Raw genomic sequence first — 23720 nt, 5'->3', positions numbered from 1 at the left:
CGGTCAGGCCCGGCGACGGCGCGTGGCCAGCAGACCGAGCGCGGCCGTGGCCGCCAGCAGCAGCGAGCCCGGCTCGGGCACGTTCTGCGCGGTCAGGCTGAAGCCGGCGCTCGGCATGAAGCCGGCCGGGTCGCCCGAGCGCGCCAGGCCGTTGAACCACGCACACGAACCGCCCTGCCCCGGCTCCTGGCCCACCTCGACGGCAAAGGTCTCCAGAAAGCCGTCGCAGTAGAGCTCGGCCCCGCTCACATCCATGGCTTCGCCGCTGGTGGTGGCCAGGATCTCGTAGACCACCGACAAGGTCTCACCCGCCGCCAGCGTGTAGCCCACGCTGTAGCCGGTGCCGGCGCTGTAGATCGACGCCGCATCCGACGCGCCACAGGCCATGTACGAGGCCAGCACGCCGGTGCCGCTGTCGGAGCAGCTCACCACACCAGCCGCCGTCTGTTCCACGCGGCCGTGCTCGCTGGCAACCGTGCTGCCGTTGAAGCTGAGGTTCAGCGCCAGGTCGGCATAGCCGCGGCCCGAGCCGGAAAGGCCGATCTGGCCGCCATCCACATAGAACGAGAACACCACCGTCTGTGCCGAGCCGCTGCTGTTGGTGTAGCTGTCGGTGTAGGTGGCCGAGGTGCGGGTGTACCAGGTGCCGGTGCCCGAGGTGCGGGCACCGAAGGACGCCAGGCTGCCGGTGTCGCCGTAGGTGTGGAAGAAGGACGCGTTGTCGCCCGTGCTGTTGGCGTAATAGAAGTCACCGCCGCTGGCATAGCCACCGATCACGTCGGTGACGCCGGCCGGATCGGTGCCGCCCAGCAGTTCAACGGCCGTCAGCGACACCGCCGGTGCGGCATGCAGTGCCATCGGCAGACACAGCGTGGTGGCCGCCAGCGCAGCGCGCTGATACAGCTTGTGGACAAGAACAGACATGGAGCTCCCGTGGGTTGAGTTGGAAGCCCTGAACCTGCAATTGTCCTGCCAACGCCGCCGCCGGTGCGGCAAATGCCTGTCGACATTGACACCGGCCGCCCAGGTCAAACGCCACGGCATCCACCGCTGTCAAGGCGGCCGACACCGTGGCGTTACATGCGCTCACCCTTGCGAGCGGATCGATACAGCCGGTTGCCGATCCAGCGCGGCAGCACGCGTCTGTCACGCGCTGGGCCGGCAGGCGATCAGTGCGTCTCCATGCGGAACACACCCACCGCCTGGTTCAGCGTGGCGGTCTGGTCCTTCAGGCTGCTGGCGGCGGCGGCGCTCTGCTCCACCAGCGCGGCGTTCTGCTGCGTGGCACTGTCGACCTGCTGCACCGAGTGGCTCACCTGCGAGAGGCCCGAGGCCTGCTCCTGCGTGGCGTGGCTGATCTCGCTGATGATCGAGGCCACCTGCTCCGACGAGCGCACGATGTCGGCCATCGTGCTGCCGGCTTCGGCCGCCAGGCGGGTGCCGCTCTCCACCTTCTCGACGTTGGCGGTGATCAGGCCCTTGATCTCGCGCGCGGCCTGTGCACTGCGCTGCGCCAGGTTGCGCACCTCGCCGGCCACCACCGCGAAGCCGCGGCCCTGCTCGCCGGCGCGGGCGGCTTCCACCGCCGCGTTCAGCGCCAGGATGTTGGTCTGGAAGGCGATGCCGTCGATGACACCCACGATGTCGGCGATGCGACGCGAACTGGCGCTGATCTCGTCCATCGTGGCCACCACCTGGCTCACGCGGTCGCCCCCCTGGCCGGCCACGCCGGACGCATCGGCTGCCAGGCGCGTGGCCTGCTGTGCGGCCTCGGCGTTGCGGCGAACCGAGTCTTCCAGCTGGTCGATGGTGTGCACCGTGGCCTGCAGGCTGGCCGCCTGCTGCTCGGTGCGGGCCGACAGGTCGTGGTTGCCCGCGGCGATCTCGCCCGAGGCCATCAGCACCGATTCGGACGAGTGCCGGATCGTGCTGATCACCCCGCGCAGCCGGTCGGCCATGCGGTCCAGCGCGCCCAGCAGTTCACCGAACTCGTCGCCGCGGCTTCGCTGCAGCCGCACGCTGAGGTCGCCTTCGGCCACACGGCCGGCGGCGCGCAGGGCCTCGTGCAGCGGCTGCGTCACCGAGCGGGTGCTCAGCCAGCCGGCAAGGCCGGCCAGCGCCAGGCCCAGCACCGCCGCACCGGCCATCAGACCGGCCGAGAGGCGGCCTTCGGCCTGCAGCGCCTGCTCCAGGCCATCGGCGCGCTGCTGCTGCAGCTTGGCAAAGGCGTTGAGCGCCTCGCGCCGCTGCAGCGACAGCGGATCGACCTGGGTGGTCAGCAGCTTGGCGGCGTCCTCGGTCATCACCGCCATGGCCAGGCCCACGGCCTTGTCCACCAGCGGGCGCGACTGCGCATCCAGCGCCTGGGCCTTCTGCAGCAGGCCGCGTTCGGCACTGTCGAGCCGGTCGCCCTTGAGCAGCTTGTCCAGCCGCTCGGCCACGCGCTTGCCGGATTCGCGGGCCAGCTTGGCCTGGGCCTCCATCGCCGGCACCTCGCTGTGCAGGCTCACCTGGCGCAGGTGCAGGTCCTGCTCCAGCACATCCTGCACCATGGCGCGGGCATCACCGAGGCGGTCATGGGCCTCGCCGATGTCGCCGGTGACGACCTTCAGCGTGCGGGCCATGCCCAGGTAGGCCCCACCGCACACCAGCAGCAGCAGCAGGGCCATGGCGCCGAAGCCCAGCGCCAGACGTTGCGAAACCTTCAGATTTCCGAACATCGAAGCTCCCGACGGGGGTTGCGACTGCCGCCAGGGCTCACTTGTAGGCGCCGACGCAGAACATCTGGTTGTCGTGCGGCTCGCAGTAGGTGGTCTTGGCCTCGATCTCCTTGCTCACCGGGTTGGGCCACTTGTAGTCGGTCCAGCCGCCCTTGCCGGTCTTGCCCTTTTCCAGGATCTCGGTCACGAAGGCCTTGCCGTCGGCGTCCTTGAGCTGCAGCAGGTCACGGCCCACCAGCTTCTCGTTGGCGCCGTGCGACGTGCACTTGCCGCTCATGTCGGCGGTGTAGACGTAGAGGTCGCGGTCGGTGAACGCGCCGCCCTTCTGGTTGAAGTCGGCCAGCGCCTTGTCCTTGCCGGCGGACTTGTAGTGCGCCACGGCCTTCTTGACCATGGCCTGCGCCTCGTCCTTGCTGCCGTGCTTGACCTGCGCCAATGCGCCGGTGCAGCTGAACACGGCCGCGAGGCCCAGGGCGGCGAGGGACGGGACGGACGGGAAACGGGGCATGGAATCGACTCCGGTTGTCTGGTGTTGTGGAATGGAGGCACCCGCCAGTACGCCTGGGCGGCGGGTAGCGACATATCGACCGCCCAGCAGCCAACTTGAGCGCCAGCCGGCCACGCCACGCCGGCAGGCCGTTCGCCCGTGTAGAGTGCCGCGCCAACCCCTGGTCTTGCAGGCGCCCGCTGCGCCCCAGCTCCACACGATGCCCCCGGACACCTTCCCTCGGCCGCACAGGCCGCACCGGGCTGCCGCCTGGTTCTCGATCGGCCTGGCGGGCTGCATGGGCCTGTTGGCGGCCCAGTCCGTTGCCGCACCGCGCCAGCCCGCGGTGCGTGCCACCGCCGCCGCGGCGCCCAGCATGCGCCTGCCCGACGGCGTGCGGCCCACCGCCTACCGCCTGTCGCTGGCCGTCGATCCGGCCCAGCCCACGCACCGCGGCGAGGTGGAGATCGACATCGCGCTGGCGCGGCCTGCGGCCAGCGTGCTGCTGCATGCCAAGGACCTGAAGATCACCACGGCCTGGGCCGAGAGCGGCGCCCACCGCATCGCCGCCCGCGTGCTGCGCCACGACGCGCAGCGCATCGAGCTGCGCCTGCCACGCCAGCTGCCGGCGGGCAAGGCCGTGCTGGGCCTCGGCTTCGAGGGCCACCTGCAGGACAAGGACGTGTACGGACTGTTCCGCCAGCGCGACGGCCTGCCGGGCCAGGGGCCGGCCGGCGGTTGGGCCGCCTTCACCCAGTTCGAGGCCGTGGGCGCGCGGCTGGCCTTCCCGCTGTTCGACGAGCCCGGCTTCAAGGTGCCCTGGACCCTGACGCTGACCGTGCCCGACAGCCTGAGCGCCGTGGCCAACATGCCCGTGGCCAGCGAGGAGGCCGCCGGCGGCGGGCGCAAGCGTGTGCGCTTCGACACCACGCCACCGCTGCCGGCCTACCTGCTGGCCTTCGCCGTGGGCGACTTTGGCGTGCGCGAGGTGCCGGCCACCGCGACCACCACCACACCCGACGCCACCACCACCACGCCGCTGCGCTTCATCGTGCCCCGCGGCCGCGAGGCCGAGGCCGGCTATGCCGCAGCGGTCACTGGCGGCATCCTGGCGCAGCTGGAACGCTACTTCGACATGCCCCACCCCTACGCCAAGCTCGACAGCCTGGCGGTTCCCGTGACGGTGAACTTCTCGGCGATGGAGAACCCGGGGCTGGTGACCTACGCCTCCACGCTGCTGCTGGCGCCACCGGGCCGCGAGCCGGCACGCTTCCGGCAGGACTACGTCAGCACCGCGGCGCACGAACTGGCGCACCAATGGTTCGGCAACCTGGTCACGCCGGCCTGGTGGGACGACCTGTGGCTCAACGAGTCCTTCGCGTCCTGGCTGGGCGACCGCATCACCGCCCAGGTGCTGCCCGATGCCGGCTGGGACGCCGCCCCGGCCCAGGCCCGGCGCTGGGCCATGCAGGCCGACCGCCTGGCCAGCGCCCGGCGCATCGAGCAGCCGGTGCGCGTGGACGAGGACCTGGGCAACCTGTGGGACGCCATCACCTACCAGAAGGGCCAGGCCGTGCTGGGCATGGCCGAAGCCTGGCTGGGCGAGGCGGCGTTCCGCGCGGGCGTGCAGCGCTACATGCAGCGCCATGCCTGGGGGCATGCCACCAGCGCCGACTTCTTTGCCGCGCTGGCCGCGGCCACGCCGGCCGATGCCGCCCTGCCCGCCGCGCTGCGCAGCTTCACCACCCAGCCGGGCATTCCGCTGCTGCGCGCCACGCTGCTGTGCGAGCCCGGCCAGCCGCCGCAGCTCAGGCTGGCCCAGTCGCGCCTGCTGCCGCTGGGCTCGCCGGCGCCGGCCGGTCCTCCCACGCGCTGGCAGATCCCGGTGCGCCTGCGCACGCCGGCCGGCACCACGCGCACGCTGCTCGACGCCGTGGAAGCCACCGTGGCCCTGCCCGACGCCGGCTGCCCGGCCTGGGTGAATGCCAACGCCGAGGGCAGCGGTTACTACCGCGTGGCCTACGCGGCCGATGGTCTGGCCCGCCTGACCACACCGGACGTGGCCGCCTCCCTGCCGATCGGCGAGGTGCTGACCCTGATCGACGATGCCGCCGGCCTGCACGAGGCCGGCGAGATCGACACCGCCACCGCACTGGCCGTGGTGCAAGCCTTCGCCGGCCACCCGCGCCGCGCGGTGGTGGAAGCCGCCGCCGACCTGCTGGCCCACCTGCGCCCGCTGGCCGAGACCGACGGCCCGCGCAGCCCGGCACGCCAGGCCTACGCCGCACGCTGGCAGGCCGCCTTCGGTGAACGCGCCCGCGCGCTGGGCTGGCAGCCGCAGCCGGCCCGGCGCGACGGCGGTGACAGCGGCAGCGGCGGCGCCCCACGTACTGACGGCACTGTCGGCACTGATGGCACCGACGCCAGCGACGACGCGAACCTGCTGCGCGCCCAGCTGCTGCCGCGCGTGGCCGAACTCGGCGACGACGCCACGCTGCGCACCCAGGCGCGCACGCTGGCCCAGGCCTGGCTGACCGATCCCGCGGCCCTGGGCACCGACCAGCGCCGCGCCGTGCTGGCCACCGCCGCGCTGGATGGCGACGCGGCCCTGTTCGACGGCCTGCTGGCCGCACTGCGCGCCACCGGCGACCGCGCGCTGCGCGAGGATCTGCTGGGCGCGCTGGGCCACTTCCGCCAACCGGCGCTGGCCCTGCGTGCGCGGGCGCTGCTGCGCGATCCGGCCATCGACATCCGCGAAAGCCTGTGGCCGCTGCTCGGCGCCCAGGTGCGCGATGCGGCCACCCGCCGTGCGGCGCTGGCCGAGGTGGCCGGGCAGTACGACGCGCTGTCCCGGCGCATGGGCCGCGACGACCCGGCCCACCTGCCCACGCTGTTCAGTGGCGCCTGCGGCCCCGACGAACGCCGGCAGCTCGATGCCGCCTTCGCGCGGCGCATGGCGCGCCATCTGGGCGGCCAGCAGGCCCTGCAGCGCGCACTGGAGGCGGCCGAGCTGTGTGGCGCCTGGCGCGCCCGCCAGGCCGCCGCGTTCTAGCGCGTCAGCTGAACAGGCGGCGCGCCGCCGGCGAGCCGGCGGCCAGGTCGCGCTGCTCCAGCGCCTGGTACAGCATCTTCAGGTCCTCGCCGATGCCCACGAAGGCCTGCAGGGTGATCGGCCGGCCGGCGTCGTCGCACACCGTGGCGTCGATCTCGGCGGCCAGGCGGCGCGCGGCATCCTGCCAGGCCGGATAGGGCTCGACGCTCTCGGGCGTCTGCGGCACGTCCAGGCTCAGCGTGATCGAGCGCACCGCGGCCACGCTGGGGTCGTCGGCCAGCGCGGCCTGGGCGTCGAAGCCCAGCACCAGCACCGGCGGCGCGCCTTCCTCGGCGCCCGGCAGCACCAGGCGGCCAGGCAGCACGCCGGGCACGAAGCCGTGGCGGCCGGCGGCCTGCTGCAGATAGCCCACCGTCCACGCAGCCTGGTTGGCGCGCAGCACCACGGCCAGCTGGGCATCGTGCGCACTGGCGAAGGCATCCAGTTCGCGGGCGTGGCCCACCACCTCCAGCATGTCGGGCAGATCGACCATCGCGCCCACCGATTCGGCGAAGGCCTGCAGCTTCTGCACGAACTCGCTGTACTCGATCTCGTTGAGCGCGCCCGAGCGGTTGGCCATCTGCACGCCGGCCTGGAACTCGGTGTAGCGCTGGCCCGGCGCGGGCAACTCGAACTCGCCGCTGTCGGCGTTCAGGCCTTCGATCAGGAAGGGCTTGGTGCCGGCGCGGCGCGTGGGCGGCAGGTGCATCAGCGCCGATTCACCGGTGACGGCCGACTCCAGCCGCAGCATCGCGATGGCGTCGATCAGCGGGTCGAGCCGCGCGGTCTTGCGCGGCACCACCGGCGGGCGCAGTTCACCCAGCGCCTGGGCCGCGCCCTCGGCCTCGGCCATGTCGGCGGCGGCGTCCTCGGGCGCGCGGGTCACGGCGGCGGCACCGCCCAGCACCGGCTCCAGCCGGCTGTCACTGTGCCCCTCGGGCAGCCGCGGGCTGGCCTTGCGTGCGCTCCACACGCCATGCGCGATCACGCCTGCCAGCACCACACCGCCGGCAATGGCCAGGCCTTGCATCAGGGTCACGCTCATGCTTCCACCATCCGCGCGGCAGCTTCCATGTCCACCGCCACGATGCGGGACACGCCCTGCTCCTGCATCGTCACCCCGATCAACTGCTCGGCCATTTCCATCGCGATCTTGTTGTGGCTGATGAAGAGGAACTGCGTGCCCTTGTGGCTCATCTCGGCCACCAGCTTGGCATAGCGCTCGGTGTTGGCGTCGTCCAGCGGCGCATCCACCTCGTCCAGCAGGCAGAACGGCGCCGGGTTCAGCAGGAAGATGGCGAACACCAGCGCGATGGCGGTCAGCGCCTTCTCGCCGCCCGACAGCAGGTGGATGGTGCTGTTCTTCTTGCCCGGCGGCTGGGCCATCACCTGCACGCCGGCATCCAGGATCTCGTCGCCGGTCATCACCAGCTTGGCATTGCCGCCGCCGAACAGGCTGGGGAACATGCGGCCGAACTGCTCGTTGACCTGGTTGAAGGTCTTGCCCAGCAGGTCGCGCGTTTCCAGGTCGATCTTGTGGATGGCGTCTTCCAGCGTGCCGATGGCGTCCAGCAGGTCGGCGTTCTGCGCATCCAGAAAGGTCTTGCGTTCGCGCGCGGCGCTCAGCTCATCCAGCGCCGCCAGGTTCACCGCACCCAGACCCGCGATCTCCTTGTTGATGCGGTCGATCTCGCCCTGCAGGCCCCACAGCTTGGTACCGTCGGCCTCGATGCGCGCGGCCAGCGCGTCCATGTCGACGTTGGCGGCGGTCAGCTGTTCCAGGTACTGCGCACCGCCCAGCTGCGCGGCCTGGGCCTCCAGCTGCAGCTTGGTGATCTGGTCGCGCAGCGGCTGCAGGCTGCGCTCGAAGCTCATGCGCTGCTCATCGGCGGCGCGCAGCTTCTGCGAGAGCTCGTCGTACTCGCTGCGCTGGGCGCCCAGGGCCTGCTCACGCTCGAGCTTGAGCGCCAGCGCGGTCTGCAGGCCGGCCTGGGCGGCGGCGTCGTTCAGCGTCTCCAGCTCCAGCGCCATCTGCTCGCCAGCCTGCAGGTTGCCCTTCACCTGCTCGGCGGCGGTCTCGATCATGCGCTGCAGCTCGCCACGGCGGGCGGCCAGCGAGCGGGCCTGGTACTGCGATTCCTGCGCGCGGCGCTCCAGTGCGCGCAGCTGCTCGCGGGCGTCGCTCAGCTTGCGCTCGGCGTTGATCACGCCTTCTTCCAGCTCGGCGTGGCGCTCCTGCGTGGTGGCCAGCTGCAGGTCCAGCTCCTCGAAGCGCGCCTCGCCCATCGCGCGGCGCTCCTGCAGCTGCTCGTCCTGCGCGTCGATCTCGGCCAGCTCTTCGTCGAGCTGGCCGCGGCGCGTGGTGGTGGCCTCGGCCTGCTGGGCCAGGCGCAACAGCTCCACCTGCAACTGGTGGGCGCGGGTCTGGGTTTCGGTGGCCTCGCGGCGCGCGCTCACCAGGCGCTGCTGGGCGTCGGTGTATGCGGCCTCCAGCCGCACCAGGGCGGCCTTGGCCTCGTCGGCCAGCAAGGCCTGGGCCTTGATCTGGCGCTCCAGGTTCTCGATCTCCTGCGCGCGGGCCAGCATGCCGGCCTGCTCGGAATCGGGCGCGTAGAAGGCCACCGCGTGCTGGCTCACCGCATGGCCCTGCGGCGTCATGATGACTTCGCCATGCGTGAGCTGGCCGCGCTGGGCCAGGGCCTCGTCCAGCGTGGGAGCGGTGTACACGCCTTCCAGCCAGTCGTTCAGCAGGGCCTTCAGGCCATCGTCGCCGGCGTTGGCGCCCAGGCGCAGCAGATCGCTCAGCCGCGGCAGCGTGCGGTGCGTGTTCTCGATGCCGGCCGACGGCGGCGAATAGAAGGCCAGGCGCGCCGGCGGCGCATCGGTGGCGAAGGCGCGCACCATGTCCAGCTTGCCGATGGCCAGCGCGTTCAGGCGTTCGCGCAGCGCGGCTTCGAGCGCGGCTTCCCAGCCGGGTTCGATGTGGATGCGGGTCCACAGCCCGGCCAGGCCGTCCAGCCCGTGCTTGGCCAGCCAGGGCTTGAGCTTGCCCTCGGTCTGCACCTTGTCCTGCAGTGCGCGCAGCGCGGCCAGGCGGGCGCCGATGTCGGCGTGCTTGCGCGCCTCGTCGTTGGCCCGCTGCTGCTGGCTGCGACGCTGCTCGTCGAGTGCCGGGGCCTGCTCCTGCAGCTCCTGCAGCCGGGCCTCGGCCACGGCATGGGCCTCGTCGGCGCCGGCCGATTGCATGCGCAACTCATCCAGCCGCGCGGTGTCGGGCGCGGCCAGCGCGCGGCGCTCGTTGTGCAGGCGTTCGCGGCGGTTGCGCAGGCCCTTGGCCTGCTCGTCGAGGTGGCGGCTCTCGCTGGCCAGCACCTGGATCTGCTGCTGCACCTCGGCCACCTTGGCGCGCTGCGCATTGGCCTGGCCCTGGGCGGCGCGCACGGCGTCCTCGCTGTCGGGCAGGCGCATGGCCTGCTCCTCGGCCTGGGCGGCCAGCAACTCGGCGTTCTCTTCGGCGGCGGCGATCTGCTCGGCAATGGTTTCCTGCTCGGCGATGGCCTCGTCGCGGCGCAGCTCCCAGCTGGCGCTCTGGTTCTTCAGGTCGGCCAGGCGCTGCTGCAGCTTCTGGCGACCTTCCACCACGTAGCGGATGCGCTCCTCCAGCCGGCTGACCTCCAGCGAGGCCTCGGCCAGCGCACCCTGGGCCAGGTGCAGGCGGTCACTGGCGGCGTAGTGCGACTGGCGCACCGTCTCGAGCTCGGCCTCGACATGGCGCAGCTCGGCCAGGCGCGATTCCAGCGCGTTGGTGGCCTCCAGCACGGCCTTCTGCACGCGCTGCTCTTCGCCTGCAGCATCACGCTGCTTCAGGAACCACAGCGCATGCAGCTTGGTGGTGCCGGCCTCTTGCAATGCGTGGTAGCGCGCGGCCACCTCGGCCTGCTTCTCCAGCTTCTCGAGGTTGGCGTTCAGCTCGCGCAGGATGTCGTCCACGCGGGTCAGGTTCTCGCGCGTGTCCTTCAGCCGGTTCTCGGTCTCGCGGCGGCGTTCCTTGTACTTGGAGACGCCCGCGGCCTCCTCCAGGAACATGCGCAACTCTTCCGGCCGGCTCTCGATGATGCGGCTGATGGTGCCCTGGCCAATGATGGCGTAGGCGCGCGGGCCCAGGCCGGTGCCCAGGAACACGTCCTGCACGTCGCGGCGGCGCACCGGCTGGTTGTTGATGTAGTAGCTGCTGGTGCCGTCACGCGTGAGCACGCGCTTGACGGCGATCTCGGTGAACTGGTTCCACTGGCCGCCGGCGCGCGCGTCCTCGTTGCTGAACACCAGTTCCACGCTGGCGCGGCTGGCCGGCTTGCGCTGGCCCGAGCCGTTGAAGATCACGTCCTGCATGGACTCGCCACGCAACTCGCTGGCCTTGCTCTCGCCCAGCACCCAGCGCACAGCATCCATGATGTTGGACTTGCCGCAGCCATTGGGGCCGACCACGCCCACACGCTGACCCGGCAGCTGGAAGGTGGTGGGCTCGGCGAAGGACTTGAAGCCCGAGAGCTTGATCTGGTTCAGGCGCATGCGCTGGGGCGGCGGTCGCGATCATCGGCCCCGGGCTGGAACGACGACTGCAAGTGCTTGATTCGTATGGATTTATCGCACCCCGACCGGGGTTCGGATCGGGCCGGATGATACCATCGCGCCCCCACCGAAACCCGCAGCATCACCCGGCCCCGAGCCGCGCCGCCATGGCCAAGACGCCCAGCAAGAAGACCCCCGCCAAGAACGCATCCGCCACGGCCCCGCAGGCCAACGAGCGCCCCTTGCCGCCCAATCCGCCCAGCGCGCCGAGCAAGCAGCTGCACACCTTCGAGAACCCCTCGCCGGGCCGCGACTACCTGATCCAGTTCCAGGTGCCCGAGTTCACCTGCCACTGCCCGCTGACCGGCCAGCCCGACTTCGCGCACTTCACGATCGACATGATCGCGGACAAGCTGTGCGTGGAGCTGAAGAGCCTGAAGATGTACTTCTGGAGCTACCGCGACGAGGGTGCGTTCCACGAGAAGGTGACCAACACCATCCTCGACGACATCGTGGCCGCCACCGATCCGCGCTTCATCCGCATCACCGCCAAGTGGTACGTGCGCGGCGGCATTTACACCAACGTGGTGGCCGAGCACCGCCAGAAGGGCTGGAAGCCGGCCCCGGCGGTGGACCTGCCGGCGCTGCCGATGGAGCGCGGGCTGCTGGGTTGACCCCCGCCGGCCCGCCGCGGCACGGCCCCGCGGGCGCTGCGCCACGCACCCACTGGCCTGCCGTGCTGGCCGCCGCCAGCGCCGGCGTGGCCATCGCGATGAACGTCGGCAAGGTGCCGCTGGCCATCGGCGCGCTGCGCGCCGAGCTGGGCCTGAGCCTAGTGCAGGCCGGCTGGGTGTCGTCTACGCTGGTCACGCTGGCCGTGTGCGGTGCGCTCGCCACCGGCCTGGCGGCCGGCCGGCTGGGTGCGCTGCGCCTGCTGCTGGCGGGCCTGCTGCTGGGGGCCCTGGCCTCGTTGGCCATCACGCTGATGCCCGCCGCCCAGCTGGCGGCCGCAGGCGGCAGCGGGTTTGCCTGGCTGATCGCCGCACGCTTGGCCGAAGGCGCCGGCTTCCTGGCCGTGGCGGCCACGGCGCCCACGCTGATCAGCGCCGCCGCCGCACCGGCCGACCGGCGCTTCGCGCTGGGGGTGTGGGCCACCTACCTGCCGGCAGGCGCCGGGCTGGCGATGGCCCTGTCACCGCTGCTGCTGCAGGCCGCCGGCTGGCGCGGTCTGTGGTGGCTGGCCAGTGCCGGCCTGCTGACGGCCGCCGCCGCCACCTGGCTGCAACGCGCGCACTACGCGGGCGCCGCGCCCAGCGGCCACGCCCTGGCCTGGGGCCCCACGCTGGCCGTGCTGCGCCAGCCGCTGCCCTGGGTCTACGGCCTGGCCTTTGGCGCCTGGGCGCTGCAGCATTTCGCGCTGATCATCTGGATGCCCAGCTTCCTGCGCGAGCAGCGTGGCCTGGGCGCGGTGGCCGTGGCCCTGCTCACCTGCACCATGCTGCTGGCCTGCGTGCCGGGCAACCTGATCGGCGGCATGCTGGTGCAGCACGGCCTCTCGCGCGGGCGGCTGATCGCCTGGACACACGTGGCCACCGGTCTGTTCGGCCTGGGCTGCTTCAGCGACAGCCTGCCCGATGGGGTGCGCTTCGCCTGCAGCGTGGCGCTGTCGTTCACCGGCGGACTGATCCCGGCGGCGGCGCTGACGGCCTCGGCTGCGCTGGCGCGCACGCCCAGCCAGATCAGCGCCGTGCAGGGCGCGGTGATGCAGTGCTCGCAGCTGGGCCAGTTCTTCGGCACGCCGCTGATCGCCGCCGTGGTGGCCGCCACCGGGCACTGGAGCTCGGCGCGCTGGGTGACCGCCAGCGCGGCCGCACTCGGCGTGCTGCTGGGCGCCTGGGCCCTGCGCGCCGAGCGCAGGCTGCAGGCCCGGCCGGCCGCATAGAGGGCCCGCATCCGCCCGGCAGGTGGACCCGCGCGCCCACGGGGCCGGGTGCCCCGGTTACAGCAGTTCCTCCGGCGCCAGCGGCGCCAGCAGTTCCAGCCACAGGCGCATCAGCCAGTCGGTGTCGGGCTCGTGCTCGACGCTGATCTCGCCTTCCTCGTCATTGGCCAGCCACTGCAGCGTCTGGCCGTCGGCCTTCAGCTGCACCCGGTAGGCGGCCTGCAGCTTGTCCAGGTCCACCAGGCGCAGCATCTCGCGGGCGATGTCGGGGCTGTCGATGAACATGCCCAGCTCGGTGTTGTGCTTGTCCGAGCGCGGGTCGAAGTTCATCGAGCCGATGAACACGCGCTGGCGGTCCACCACCACGGTCTTGGCATGCAGCCGGCCCAGGCTGGGCATCAGGAAGCCCAGGCGGCTGTTGCGCTTGACCCGCAGCGGGCTCAGCTCGTAGAGGTCGACGCCCATCTTCAGCAGGTCGCGCCGGTACTTGCGGTAGCCCAGGTGCACCAGCGGCTCGTCGGTGGAGGCCAGCGAGTTGGTCAGCAGCTTGAACTGCACACCGCGCGCACGCTGGTCGGCAAACAGCTTCATGCCGTGCTCGCCGGGGATCAGGTACGGCGAGGTGACGATCACCTCGCGCCGCGCGCCGCGCATCATGTCCACCACGCTGTAGCGCACCGACTGCACGTCCTCCAGCGGCACGTTGCCATAGCTGGCGCCCTGGCCCTTGATGCGGTCGGGCGGGTCGGCGTAGGCGGTGGCGAAAGCCCACACCAGGCCCAGGCGACCCGACTCGATCTCGTCGCTGATCGGCCCGTAGCCCAGCACGTCGGTGGCCGGGGGCGGCGGCGGCGCGGGCGCGTCGGCCACCGCGGCGTCGAACTGGCGGCGCAACTCGGCCGCCGGCGCGTCGGGCGGCACGATGGCGTGCAGCGGGTACACGGCCTGGCTGTTCCAGTAATCGTCGAAGGCCTGCTGCAACTGGGGCAGCAGCGCACCGGTGACAAAGGCGTCCAGGTCGACGAAGTTGGCCTGGGCATGGCGCATGAAGTATTCGTCGGCGATGTTGCGCCCGCCCAGCACGGCCATCGCGCCGTCCACGATGAACAGCTTGTTGTGCATGCGGCGGTTGACGCGCCGGAAATCGGCTGCCGACGCGAGGAAGCGGTTGACCAGCCCCTCGCGGCCGGCCGGGAACGGGTTGAACAGCCGGATCTCGATGCCGGGATGCGCCGACAGCGCCGACAGCAGGGCATCGGTCTCGGCGGTGTACAGGTCGTCGAGCAGCAGGCGCACGCGCACGCCGCGCAGCGCCGCGTCGCGCACGGCGCGCAGCAGCACGCGGCCGGTCTCGTCGTTCTGCAGCACGTAGTACTGCAGGTCCACCGAGCGCTGCGCATGGCGCAGCAGGGCCAGGCGGGTGTCCAGCGCATAGGGGCCGGTGGGCAGCAGCCGGATGCCGGTGAGCTCCTCGTCGGGCTGCGACTCGGCGGCGATGCGGCCCAGCAGCGTGTCGGTGGCCGCCGGGATGGCACTCGACGGCTGGCGCTGCACACCCTGCGGCAGCGTGGCGCAGCCGCCCAGCCACAGCAACAGCAGCAACAGGGTCAGCCATGCGAGGACGCGCAGGGCCGCGTGGCTATCATCCGGTGCGACGACGCCACGCCCCCGCGCACGCTGCGCAAGGTTTGCCAGGCCCGCAACTTGCTGACCTGGCCATCCACCCACGAAACCCCTGCTGTCGTTCATCGGCGCGGAGGATACGCAATGCCACGATCCCTTGCCACAGCCGCTTTTGCTGCCTTCGTGCTAAGTTTTTGCAGCCTGCCGGCGCAGGCCGCGCTGGACGTGGGCGACAAGGCGCCCGATTTCGCGCTCGATGCGGCGCTGGGCGGCAGCACCTTCCGCTTCTCGCTGGCCGATGCGCTGAAGCAGGGGCCGGTGGTGCTGTACTTCTTTCCGGCCGCGTTCTCGGTGGGCTGCACCATCGAGGCACACCAGTTCGCCGAGGCCACCGACCAGTTCAAACAGCTGGGCGCCACCGTCATCGGCGTGTCGGCCGACGACCTGGAATCGCTCAAGCGCTTCTCGGTCACCGAGTGCCGCAACAAGTTCGCCGTGGGCGCCGACGTCGACCAGAAGGTGATGAAGGCCTATGACGCGGTGCTCAAGCTCAAGCCCGACTACGCCAACCGCACCAGCTACCTGATCTCGCCCGAGGGCAAGGTGCTGTTCCAGTTCACCAGCCTGAACCCCTACCGCCACGTGGCCAACACGATGAACGCGCTGAAGGCCTGGCAGGCCGCGAAGAAGTAGAACAAGGACACCCCCGCATGGCCCTGGCGATCCGCCCCAGCTACCAGAAGTACGACGTCACAGTCAAACGCAGCCGCATCGACGGCTTCGGCGCCTTCGCGGCCGAGCCGGTGCCGGCGCACCGCAAGATCGGCGAGATCCGCGGCGAGAGCATCAGCGTGGCCGAGGCGCGCCGCCGGGCCGCCGGCCAGCAGCGCATCATGATCGTCGAGGTGTCGCCGAAGCACGCCATCGACGCCTCGAAGAGCACCGACCCGATGCGCTTCACCAACCACAGCTGCCAGGCCAACGCGCGGCTGCAGATCCGCGACGGCCGCATCGAGTTCTACAGCCTGCGTGCCATCGAGCCGGGCGAGGAAGTCACCGTCAACTACGGCGAAACGCACCACGAGGGCACCCTGCCCTGCCGCTGCGGGCAACCAGGGTGCGTCGGCTTCCTCTGACAGCCATGGCCCGCGGGGATAATCCCGCGCCATGAATCCGTTGCTGGGCAAGCTCCACCCGTACCCGTTCGAGCGCTGGCGTGCACTGACTGCCGGCATCACCCCGAATCCTGACCTGCGCCCGATCAGCCTGGGCATCGGCGAGCCGCGCCATGCCACGCCGGCCTTCATCGAGGCATCGATCCGCGCGGCCATGCCCGGCCTGTCGGTCTACCCGCCCACCGCGGGCGACCCCGCCCTGCGCCAGGCCTGCGCTGCCTGGATGCAGCGCCGCTACGGCGTGACGGTGGACGCCGCCAGCCAGGTGCTGCCGGTCAACGGCTCGCGCGAGGCGCTGTTTGCGCTGGCGCAGACCGTGCTGGACCCCACCGAGCGCGATGCCGTGGTGGTCTGCCCCAATCCGTTCTACCAGATCTACGAGGGCGCGGCCCTGCTGGGCGGCGCGTCCACGGTGTTCGCCAACAGCGACCCGGCGCGCAACTTCGCGCCGCGCTGGGACCAGATCGACGCCGCCACCTGGGCGCGCACGCGCCTGGTCTATGTGTGCTCGCCGGGCAACCCCACCGGCGCGGTGATGCCGCTGGACGAGTGGCGCACGCTGTTCGAGCTGAGCGACCGCCACGGCTTCGTGATCGCCAGCGACGAGTGCTATTCGGAGATCTATTTCCGCGACGAGGCGCCGCTGGGCGGCCTGCAGGCGGCGCTGGCACTGGGCCGGCCCGCCTTCCGCAACCTGGTGATGCTGACCAGCCTGTCCAAGCGCAGCAATGTGCCGGGCCTGCGCGCGGGCTTCGTGGCCGGTGACGCGGCTATCCTGAAGGCCTTTCTGCTCTACCGCACCTACCACGGCAGCGCGATGAGCCCGCTGGTGCAGGCCGCCAGCATCGCCGCGTGGAACGACGAGGCGCATGTGGTGGACAACCGCAACCTCTACCGCACCAAGTTCGCCGAGGTGACGCCGGTGCTGGCCGCGCAACTGGACGTGGCCCTGCCCGACGCCGGCTTCTACCTGTGGGCGGCGGTGCCATCCGTGGACGGCCAGCCGGGCGACGACATCGCCTTCGGCCAGCAACTGCTGGCTCAATACAATGTGGCGGTGCTGCCGGGCAGCCTGCTGGCCCGCGAGGCCCATGGCGTCAACCCCGGGCGCGGTCGCATCCGCATGGCCCTGGTGGCGACCACCAGCGAATGCCTGGAGGCGGCCCACCGCATCGCCGAATTCACCTCTTCCTACAAGGCCAGCCTGCGCTGAGCGAGAAAAGCCCATGACCACCGAACTGCAAACCATCATCGATCAGGCCTGGGAAGGCCGCGCCGCCCTGAGCCCGACCAGCGCCGATCCCAAGATCCGCGAGGCCGTCGAGGCGGTCATCGCCGACCTGAACGGCGGCCGGCTGCGCGTGGCCGAGCGCCAGGGCGTGGGCCAGTGGACGGTGAACCAGTGGATCAAGAAGGCCGTGCTGCTGAGCTTCCGCCTGAACGACAACCACGTGATGCGCTCGGGCGACCTGAGCTTCTTCGACAAGGTGGACACCAAGTTCGCCCATGTCAGCGACGACGCGATGAAGGCCACCGGCATCCGCGTGGTGCCGCCGGCCGTGGCGCGCCGCGGCAGCTACATCGCCAAGAACGTGGTGCTGATGCCCAGCTACGTGAACATCGGCGCCTATGTCGATGAAGCCACCATGGTCGACACCTGGGCCACCGTGGGCTCGTGCGCGCAGATCGGCAAGAACGTGCACCTGAGCGGCGGCGTGGGCATCGGCGGCGTGCTCGAACCCCTGCAGGCCAACCCGACCATCATCGAGGACAACTGCTTCATCGGCGCGCGCTCCGAGGTGGTGGAAGGCGTGATCGTCGAGGAGAACTCGGTGCTGGGCATGGGCGTGTACATCGGCCAGAGCACGCCGCTGTTCAACCGCGAGACCGGCGAGATCACCTACGGCCGCGTGCCCAGCGGCAGCGTGGTGGTGAGCGGCAACCTGCCCAAGAAGACCGCCGCCGGCCAGGACTACAGCATGTACGCCGCCATCATCGTCAAGCGCGTGGACGCGCAGACGCGCAGCAAGACGTCGATCAACGACCTGCTGCGTCCGTAAGCCAACCCGCCGCAGTCGAGACAGGGGTCAGCATGAGCAGTCGGATGGAACGCATCCTGCGGCTGATGGCCGAGCGGCAGGCGTCCGACGTCTACCTCTCGGCCAACATGCCGATCCTGATCAAGATCCACGGGCAGATGCTGCAGCTGTCGGATCAGGTGCTCACCCCCTCGCAGCCGCGCCAGCTGCTGGCCGAGATCCTCACGCCCCAGCAGCTGGAAGACCTGGACGACACCGGCGAGCTGAACCTCGCCGTGGCGCTGGACCGCGTCGGCAGCTTCCGGCTGTCGGCGTTCAAGCAGCGTGGCTCGGTGGCGGGCGTGGTGCGCCACATCCCGCACGACATCCCGCCGCTGGAGACGCTGCACCTGCCGCACAAGCTGGGCGAGCTGGTGCTGGAAAAGCGCGGCCTGATCCTGATGGTGGGCGCCACCGGCTCGGGCAAGAGCACCACGCTGGCCTCGATGCTGGAACTGCGCAACCGCACCGCGCCGGGCCACATCCTCACCATCGAGGACCCGATCGAGTTCCTGTTCCAGAGCAAGAAGTGTGTGGTCAACCAGCGCGAGGTGGGCCGCGACACCGAGTCGATCCAGGTGGCGCTGCGCAATGCACTGCGGCAGTCGCCCGACTGCATCATGATCGGCGAGATCCGCGACCGCGAGACCATGACCGGCGCGCTGAGCTATGCGCTGTCGGGCCACCTGGTGCTGGCCAGCATGCACGCCAACAACAGCTACCACGCGCTGGGCCGCATCCTGTCGTTCTACACGCCCGAGACGCGCCCGGTGCTGCTGGGCGATCTGGCCTCGGGCCTGCGCGCAATCGTGTCGCAGCGCCTGCTGCGCGCCAACGGCGGCGGCCGTGTGCCGGCCGTCGAGATGCTGTTCAACAGCAACCTGGTGGCCGAGCTCATCGAGAAGGGTGACTTCGCCGGCATCAAGGAGGCGATGGAGCGCTCGGTGGCCGAGGGCTCGCGCACCTTCGAGGAAGACATCGCCCGGCTGATCACCGATGGCACGGTGACGCGGGACGAAGGCCTGGCGAATGCCGACTCCACCACCGACCTGCTGTGGCGCCTGCAGAACCAGACCACCAGCGCCTCGCGCACGCCGCCACGCCGTGACGAGCCCGACGACGCGCAGTTCACCGACTTCACCGTCGACATCGTGCCCGAGGGCGCGCTGTCGCAGCGCATGGCCGGCATGCCCGGCGGCCCGCCGGTGCAGTTTCCGCCGGTGACGCGCTGAGCCCCCATTCCGGCCGGCGCGTCCCGCGCGCCGGCCCCTGACCTCCGCACCCTGGCCATGACCGTCATCGACCTGATCCACGCCCTGAGCGCCCGCCTCGAATCGGCGGGCGTTTCATTTGGGCACGGCACCACCAATGCCTTCGACGAGGCGGCCTGGCTGGTGCTGTGGCGCCTGGGCCAGCCGCTCGACGCGCTGGACGAGGTGGCCGACCAGCCCGTCACCCCCGAGCAGCAGGCGCAGGCTGAAGGCCTGGTGGACGAGCGCATCGCCACACGCAAGCCGGCCGCCTACCTGACCGGCGAGGCCTGGCTGCAGGGCGTGCCGTTCACGGTGGACGAACGCGTCATCGTGCCGCGCAGCTTCATTGCCGAACTGCTGGCCGACGGCACCATCGACCCGTGGCTGGGCGAGCACACCGAGCATGTGCTCGACCTGTGCACCGGCAACGGCAGCCTGGCCGTGCTGGCCGCGATGGCCTGGCCCGAGGTGACGGTGGACGCCGCCGACCTGAGCGCCGATGCGCTGGCCGTGGCCGCGCTGAACGTGGCGCGCCACGGCCTGGGCGATCGCATCACGCTGCGCCAGGGCGACGGCCTGGGCGCGGTGGGCGCTGCGCGCTACGACCTGATCCTGTGCAATCCGCCCTATGTCAACGCGCAGGCCATGGCGGGGCTGCCGGCCGAGTACCGCGCCGAGCCGGCGCTGGCGCTGGACGGCAACACCGCCGGCAGCAGCGACGGCATGGACTTCATCCGCACGCTGCTGCGCCAGGCGCCGGCGCACCTGACCGACACCGCCGTGCTGGTGCTGGAGATCGGCAACGAGCGCGCCCACTTCGAGGCCGCCTTCCCGGCGCTGGAGCCGGTGTGGCTGCCCACCAGCGCCGGCGACGACCAGGTGCTGCTGCTGACCCGCGAGGCGCTGACCGCACCGGGTGCCCTGCCCGGCTGAGCCGCGGCCGATCCGACCCGCCCACCGCCGCCTGAAGGAGACACCGCCATGCTGCCCACCCAGATGCACGCCGCCGTGATGCAGGGCTTCGGCCAGCCGCTGGCGCTGCGCCAGCTGCCGCTGCCGGTGCCGGCCGCCGACGAGGTGCTGATCCAGGTGCAGGCCTGCGGCGTGTGCCACTCCGACCTGCACATCCTGGACGGCGACACGCCGCCGTTCAAGCCCATCACCAAGCCCGAGCTGATCCTGGGCCACGAGGTGGTGGGCACCGTGGTGCAGCGCGGCGCCGACGTGCGCCAGCTGGCGCTGGGCCAGCGCGTCGGCGTGGCCTGGATGCACTGGGCCTGCGGCCAGTGCGAGCCCTGCCGTGACGGCCTGGAGAACCTGTGCCGCAACACGCTGATCACCGGCCTGCGGGTGGACGGCGGCTATGCCCAGTTCATGCGCGCCAAGGCCGACTTTGCGCTGCCGGTGCCCGATGCACTGAGCAACGCCGAGGCGGCGCCGCTGTTCTGCGCCGGCGTCACCTCGTTCCGCGCGCTGCGCAATGCCGGCGTGCACGCCGGCCAGCGCGTGGCGGTGGTGGGCGTGGGTGGCCTGGGCCACCTGGCGGTGCAGATCGCCCGCGCGATGGGCGCCGAGGTCATCGCGCTCGACGTGGCCGAGGACAAGCTGGCCAGCGCCCGCGCGCTGGGCGCGGCCCACGCCTTCGACGCCCGCGCGCCCGAGACGCCCAAGGCCCTGCGCGCGCTCGGTGGCGCGCATGTGGCAGTGGTGACATCGGCCGCCCGCGCGGCCTATGACCTGGCGCTGAAGGCGCTGCGCCCCGGCGGCACGTTGTCGGTGGTCGGACTGCCGCCCGAGCCGCTGAGCTTTGCCGCGCTGCAGTTGGTGGGCGGCGAGTTCCGCATCGTCGGCTCCAGCATCGGCACGCGCGACGACATCCGCGCCACGCTGGCCATGGCCGCCGCCGGCCAGCTGCACTGCCATGCCGAGCAGCGCCCGCTGGCCGACGTGAACGCCGTGCTCGACGAAATGCGCGCCGGCCGCATCGGCGCGCGAGTCGTGCTCGATCTCGCGGCCACCTCCTGAACCCCTGCATACCTGAGCGGCGCTGAACCGCCGCGATCCCGATGATCCAGTTGAAGAACCTCACGCTGCGGCGCGGCGTCAAGGTGGTGCTGCAAGACGCCAGCGTCACCCTCAACCCCGGCGAGCACGTGGGCCTGGTGGGCCGCAACGGCGCCGGCAAGTCCAGCCTGTTCGCACTGCTGGCCGGCCGGCTGCAGGCCGATGGCGGCGACGCCGAGATGCCGCCCACCTGGCGCCTGGGCGAAGTGGCCCAGCACATGCCCGAGACCGAGCAGCCGGCCACCGACTTCGTGCTCGACGGCGACATCCCGCTGCTGGAGGCGCGCCAGCAGCTGGCCGCCGCCGAGGCCAGCGGCGACGGCCATGCCATCGCCGAGGCGCATGTGGCGCTGGAGCACGCCGGCACCTTCGACGCCCGCGCCCGCGCCCAGGCGCTGCTGCTGGGCCTGGGCTTCAAGCTCGACCAGCTCGATGCGCCGGTGGACAGCTTCTCGGGCGGCTGGCGCATGCGCCTGCAGCTGGCCCGCGCGCTGATGTGCCCGGCCGACCTGCTGCTGCTGGACGAACCCACCAACCACCTGGACCTCGACGCCCTGGTGTGGCTGGAAGGCTGGCTGAAGCGCTTCCAAGGTCTGATGATCGTGATCAGCCACGACCGCGAGTTCCTCGACGCCATCACCAACGTCACGCTGCACCTCGACGAGTCCCGGCTGACGCGCTACGGCGGCAACTACACCACCTTCGAGGAAATGCGCGCCGAGCGCCTGAGCCAGCAGGCCGCGGCCTTTGCGCGCCAGCAGGACAAGATCGCCCACCTGCAGCGATTCATCGACCGCTTCAAGGCCAAGGCCACCAAGGCCAAGCAGGCGCAAAGCCGCGTCAAGGCGCTGGCGCGCATGGAGAAGCTGGCCCCGGTGCTGGCCGACAGCGACTTCTCCTTCAACTTCCGCGAGCCGGGCAACCTGCCGAACCCGATGCTCACCGCCCGTGATCTGGTGTGTGGCTACACGCTGGAAGATGGCGGCAAGAAGCCGATCGTCCGCAACATCAACCGCACCGTGCTGGCCGGCCAGCGCATTGGCATCCTGGGCGCCAACGGCCAGGGCAAGTCCACCTTCGTGAAGACGGTGGCCCATGCGCTGGCGCCGCTGGACGGCACGCTGACCGAGGGCAAGGGCCTGGCCATCGGCTACTTCGCGCAGCAGGAACTCGACCTGCTCAGCGAGGACGACACGCCGCTGCAGCGCATGGTGCGCCTGGCACGCGAACTGGGCGTGCAGGGCCAGGAGGGGCGCGAGCAGGAACTGCGCAACTTCCTGGGCCAGTTCCGCTTCGTCGGCGACATGGTGCACCAGAAGGTGGGCACGCTGTCAGGCGGCGAGCGCGCGCGCCTGGTGATGGCCACCATCGTCTGGCAAAAGCCCAACCTGCTGCTGCTGGACGAACCGACCAACCACCTGGACCTGAGCACCCGCGAGGCGCTGTCGATCGCGCTGAACGAGTTCGAGGGCACGGTGCTGCTGGTCAGCCACGACCGTGCGCTGCTGCGCGAGGTGTGCGACGAGTTCTGGCTGGTCACGGCCGGCGGCGTGCAGCCCTTCGACGGCGACCTGGACGACTACCAGAAGTGGCTGCTGGAAGTCAGCCGCGCCGTGGCCCGCGGCCTGGAGCCGCCGCCCCCGCCCAAGCCGCAGCTGGCCAGCGACGAGCCGGCGGCCGCAAGCGGCAAGGCCGGCGCCAAGGCGCCCGCCCCGGTCGCCAAGACCGCCGACGCCGGCAACCGCAAGGACGACCGCAAGGCCGCAGCCCAGGCCCGCGCCGAACTGGCCAACAAGACCCGGCCGCTGCGCAACGAGCTGGGCCAGATCGACGGCCGCATGGAGAAGCTGGGCGCCGAGAAGGCCGCGCTGGAGGCGCAGTTCGCCGACGGCAGCATCGCCGGCTCGGAGATGGCCGAGGCCGGCCGCCGCCTCAACCACATCGGCGCCGAGATCGCGATGCTGGAAGAGCGCTGGCTGGAGTTGCAGGAAGAGATCGAAGCGATCAACGCGTCGGCCGGCGGCTGAGGCCACCCCACGCGCCGCGGCGCGGCGCGACCCGCCCTCGCGGACACGGCACCCATCCGGGCCGGGCAGCCTTGCTGTCCGGCCTCTCAAAGTCCTTTTAAATTGTGTGCAATTAAATTGCCAACTACAGTTCAGCCCATGCCCTCGCGCCGCCCCCGCACCACCGCCAGCCCGCTGCCCGCTACGGCGGCCCCGCAAGACGCCGCGGCCTGGCTGGCGCTGGACCACCAGCTGTGCTTTGCGCTGTACTCGGCCTCGCTGGCCATGACCAAGACCTACAAGCCACTGCTCGAGCCGCTGGGCCTGACCTACCCGCAGTACCTGGTGATGCTGGTGCTGTGGGAGGGCGACGGCGTCACCGTCTCGCAGGTCGGCGAGCGCCTGCAGCTCGACTCGGGCACGCTGACGCCGCTGCTCAAGCGCCTGCAGGCCCAGGGCCTGCTGCTGCGCCAGCGCGACGCGGCCGACGAGCGCCGCGTGCTGCTGCAGCTCACGGCCGAGGGCCGCGCGCTGAAGGCCCGCGCCGTGGCCGTGCCCCAGGCCATCGCCTGCGCCTCGGCCTGCGACCTGGCCGAGATCGCCGAACTCACCACCCGCCTGAAGCAGTTGCGTGACCAGCTGCGAGATGCACTGCGCCAGGCGGCCAACGACGCTTCCCCTCCCGCCGCGGCCTGAACGCCGCGGCACCTTT

General features: G+C 71.2%; 18 protein-coding genes. 12 read left to right on the top strand and 6 right to left on the bottom strand.

Features of this window, described 5'->3' with window-relative positions:
• Positions 1–3 precede the first annotated feature (3 nt).
• From AACH10_RS17680 to AACH10_RS17670, 3 genes are all read right to left on the bottom strand, one after another.
• Positions 4–924 carry a PEP-CTERM sorting domain-containing protein gene (locus AACH10_RS17680; RefSeq protein ID WP_341411804.1) on the bottom strand — a complete coding sequence of 307 codons (921 nt, stop codon included), beginning with the start codon at positions 922–924 and terminating at the stop codon, positions 4–6.
• Positions 925–1169: 245 nt separating this feature from the next.
• Complete coding sequence (locus tag AACH10_RS17675; protein ID WP_341411803.1) at positions 1170–2720, bottom strand: methyl-accepting chemotaxis protein; 1551 nt, start codon at positions 2718–2720, stop codon at positions 1170–1172.
• 37 nt (positions 2721–2757) lie between these two features.
• On the bottom strand, positions 2758–3228 hold the full coding sequence (locus AACH10_RS17670) for a cache domain-containing protein (protein WP_341411802.1): 471 nt from the start codon (positions 3226–3228) through the stop codon (positions 2758–2760).
• A 199-nt stretch (positions 3229–3427) separates the two neighbouring features.
• Here AACH10_RS17670 and AACH10_RS17665 point away from each other — a divergent pair, with 199 nt between their 5' ends.
• Positions 3428–6259, top strand: coding sequence for a M1 family metallopeptidase (locus tag AACH10_RS17665; protein WP_341411801.1), 2832 nt, complete (start codon positions 3428–3430; stop codon positions 6257–6259).
• Between the two features lie 4 nt (positions 6260–6263).
• Here the strand turns inward: AACH10_RS17665 and AACH10_RS17660 are convergent, their stop codons facing one another.
• On the bottom strand, positions 6264–7343 hold the full coding sequence (locus AACH10_RS17660; protein WP_341411800.1) for a cell division protein FtsZ: 1080 nt from the start codon (positions 7341–7343) through the stop codon (positions 6264–6266).
• Positions 7340–10867, bottom strand: a complete 3528-nt coding sequence (gene smc / locus AACH10_RS17655; protein ID WP_341411799.1) for a chromosome segregation protein SMC — start codon at positions 10865–10867, stop codon at positions 7340–7342. The genes AACH10_RS17660 and smc overlap by 4 nt, the downstream gene beginning before the upstream one ends.
• A gap of 167 nt (positions 10868–11034) precedes the next feature.
• On the opposite strand from smc, the gene queF reads away from it, so the two are divergent.
• Both queF and AACH10_RS17645 read left to right on the top strand, forming a co-directional pair.
• On the top strand, positions 11035–11541 hold the full coding sequence (gene queF / locus AACH10_RS17650; protein ID WP_341411798.1) for a preQ(1) synthase: 507 nt from the start codon (positions 11035–11037) through the stop codon (positions 11539–11541).
• A 62-nt stretch (positions 11542–11603) separates the two neighbouring features.
• A complete protein-coding gene (locus AACH10_RS17645) occupies positions 11604–12809 on the top strand; it encodes an MFS transporter (RefSeq protein WP_341411797.1) in 1206 nt (401 codons plus the stop codon).
• A gap of 57 nt (positions 12810–12866) precedes the next feature.
• Here the strand turns inward: AACH10_RS17645 and AACH10_RS17640 are convergent, their stop codons facing one another.
• The gene (locus tag AACH10_RS17640) at positions 12867–14411 is read right to left on the bottom strand and encodes a phospholipase D-like domain-containing protein (protein WP_341411796.1); all 1545 of its coding nucleotides are present in this window, start codon (positions 14409–14411) and stop codon (positions 12867–12869) included.
• A gap of 165 nt (positions 14412–14576) precedes the next feature.
• Between AACH10_RS17640 and AACH10_RS17635 the strand changes: the two genes are divergently transcribed.
• The 9 genes from AACH10_RS17635 to AACH10_RS17595 all read left to right on the top strand — a co-directional run bounded on the left by AACH10_RS17635 (position 14577) and on the right by AACH10_RS17595 (position 23704).
• Complete coding sequence (locus AACH10_RS17635) at positions 14577–15125, top strand: peroxiredoxin (protein ID WP_341411795.1); 549 nt, start codon at positions 14577–14579, stop codon at positions 15123–15125.
• Positions 15126–15142: 17 nt separating this feature from the next.
• Positions 15143–15568: an SET domain-containing protein gene (locus AACH10_RS17630; protein WP_341411794.1), complete on the top strand. Its 426-nt coding sequence runs from the start codon at positions 15143–15145 to the stop codon at positions 15566–15568.
• Between the two features lie 31 nt (positions 15569–15599).
• Positions 15600–16820, top strand: a complete 1221-nt coding sequence (gene dapC, locus AACH10_RS17625) for a succinyldiaminopimelate transaminase (RefSeq protein WP_341411793.1) — start codon at positions 15600–15602, stop codon at positions 16818–16820.
• Positions 16821–16833: 13 nt separating this feature from the next.
• Complete coding sequence (dapD, locus tag AACH10_RS17620; RefSeq protein ID WP_341411792.1) at positions 16834–17667, top strand: 2,3,4,5-tetrahydropyridine-2,6-dicarboxylate N-succinyltransferase; 834 nt, start codon at positions 16834–16836, stop codon at positions 17665–17667.
• 32 nt (positions 17668–17699) lie between these two features.
• Positions 17700–18917 carry a PilT/PilU family type 4a pilus ATPase gene (locus AACH10_RS17615; RefSeq protein ID WP_341411791.1) on the top strand — a complete coding sequence of 406 codons (1218 nt, stop codon included), beginning with the start codon at positions 17700–17702 and terminating at the stop codon, positions 18915–18917.
• 57 nt (positions 18918–18974) lie between these two features.
• Positions 18975–19871, top strand: a complete 897-nt coding sequence (prmB, locus tag AACH10_RS17610) for a 50S ribosomal protein L3 N(5)-glutamine methyltransferase (protein WP_341411790.1) — start codon at positions 18975–18977, stop codon at positions 19869–19871.
• A gap of 48 nt (positions 19872–19919) precedes the next feature.
• On the top strand, positions 19920–20963 hold the full coding sequence (locus AACH10_RS17605) for an alcohol dehydrogenase catalytic domain-containing protein (RefSeq protein WP_341411789.1): 1044 nt from the start codon (positions 19920–19922) through the stop codon (positions 20961–20963).
• A 41-nt stretch (positions 20964–21004) separates the two neighbouring features.
• Positions 21005–23029 carry an ABC-F family ATP-binding cassette domain-containing protein gene (locus AACH10_RS17600; RefSeq protein ID WP_341411788.1) on the top strand — a complete coding sequence of 675 codons (2025 nt, stop codon included), beginning with the start codon at positions 21005–21007 and terminating at the stop codon, positions 23027–23029.
• 138 nt (positions 23030–23167) lie between these two features.
• Entirely contained in the window at positions 23168–23704 is a 537-nt protein-coding gene (locus AACH10_RS17595) for a MarR family winged helix-turn-helix transcriptional regulator (protein ID WP_341411787.1), read from the top strand.
• Positions 23705–23720 lie beyond the last annotated feature (16 nt).

This window comes from Pseudaquabacterium inlustre (assembly GCF_038066595.1).
GTDB classification, from domain to species: Bacteria; Pseudomonadota; Gammaproteobacteria; order Burkholderiales; family Burkholderiaceae_C; genus Pseudaquabacterium; species Pseudaquabacterium inlustre.
Note: the sequence above shows the minus strand (reverse complement) of the source record. Positions and strands in the feature narration are given on the sequence as shown.

What these genes read in the sequence shown, in the direction of transcription:
- AACH10_RS17680 (WP_341411804.1), bottom strand. Translation starts at nt 924, where the DNA reads ATGTCTGTTCTTGTCCACAAGCTGTATCAGCGCGCTGCGCTGGCGGCC.
- AACH10_RS17675 (WP_341411803.1), bottom strand. Translation starts at nt 2,720, where the DNA reads ATGTTCGGAAATCTGAAGGTTTCGCAACGTCTGGCGCTGGGCTTCGGC.
- AACH10_RS17670 (WP_341411802.1), bottom strand. Translation starts at nt 3,228, where the DNA reads ATGCCCCGTTTCCCGTCCGTCCCGTCCCTCGCCGCCCTGGGCCTCGCG.
- AACH10_RS17665 (WP_341411801.1), top strand. Translation starts at nt 3,428, where the DNA reads ATGCCCCCGGACACCTTCCCTCGGCCGCACAGGCCGCACCGGGCTGCC.
- AACH10_RS17660 (WP_341411800.1), bottom strand. Translation starts at nt 7,343, where the DNA reads ATGAGCGTGACCCTGATGCAAGGCCTGGCCATTGCCGGCGGTGTGGTG.
- smc (WP_341411799.1), bottom strand. Translation starts at nt 10,867, where the DNA reads ATGCGCCTGAACCAGATCAAGCTCTCGGGCTTCAAGTCCTTCGCCGAG.
- queF (WP_341411798.1), top strand. Translation starts at nt 11,035, where the DNA reads ATGGCCAAGACGCCCAGCAAGAAGACCCCCGCCAAGAACGCATCCGCC.
- AACH10_RS17635 (WP_341411795.1), top strand. Translation starts at nt 14,577, where the DNA reads ATGCCACGATCCCTTGCCACAGCCGCTTTTGCTGCCTTCGTGCTAAGT.
- AACH10_RS17630 (WP_341411794.1), top strand. Translation starts at nt 15,143, where the DNA reads ATGGCCCTGGCGATCCGCCCCAGCTACCAGAAGTACGACGTCACAGTC.
- dapC (WP_341411793.1), top strand. Translation starts at nt 15,600, where the DNA reads ATGAATCCGTTGCTGGGCAAGCTCCACCCGTACCCGTTCGAGCGCTGG.
- dapD (WP_341411792.1), top strand. Translation starts at nt 16,834, where the DNA reads ATGACCACCGAACTGCAAACCATCATCGATCAGGCCTGGGAAGGCCGC.
- AACH10_RS17615 (WP_341411791.1), top strand. Translation starts at nt 17,700, where the DNA reads ATGAGCAGTCGGATGGAACGCATCCTGCGGCTGATGGCCGAGCGGCAG.
- prmB (WP_341411790.1), top strand. Translation starts at nt 18,975, where the DNA reads ATGACCGTCATCGACCTGATCCACGCCCTGAGCGCCCGCCTCGAATCG.
- AACH10_RS17605 (WP_341411789.1), top strand. Translation starts at nt 19,920, where the DNA reads ATGCTGCCCACCCAGATGCACGCCGCCGTGATGCAGGGCTTCGGCCAG.
- AACH10_RS17600 (WP_341411788.1), top strand. Translation starts at nt 21,005, where the DNA reads ATGATCCAGTTGAAGAACCTCACGCTGCGGCGCGGCGTCAAGGTGGTG.
- AACH10_RS17595 (WP_341411787.1), top strand. Translation starts at nt 23,168, where the DNA reads ATGCCCTCGCGCCGCCCCCGCACCACCGCCAGCCCGCTGCCCGCTACG.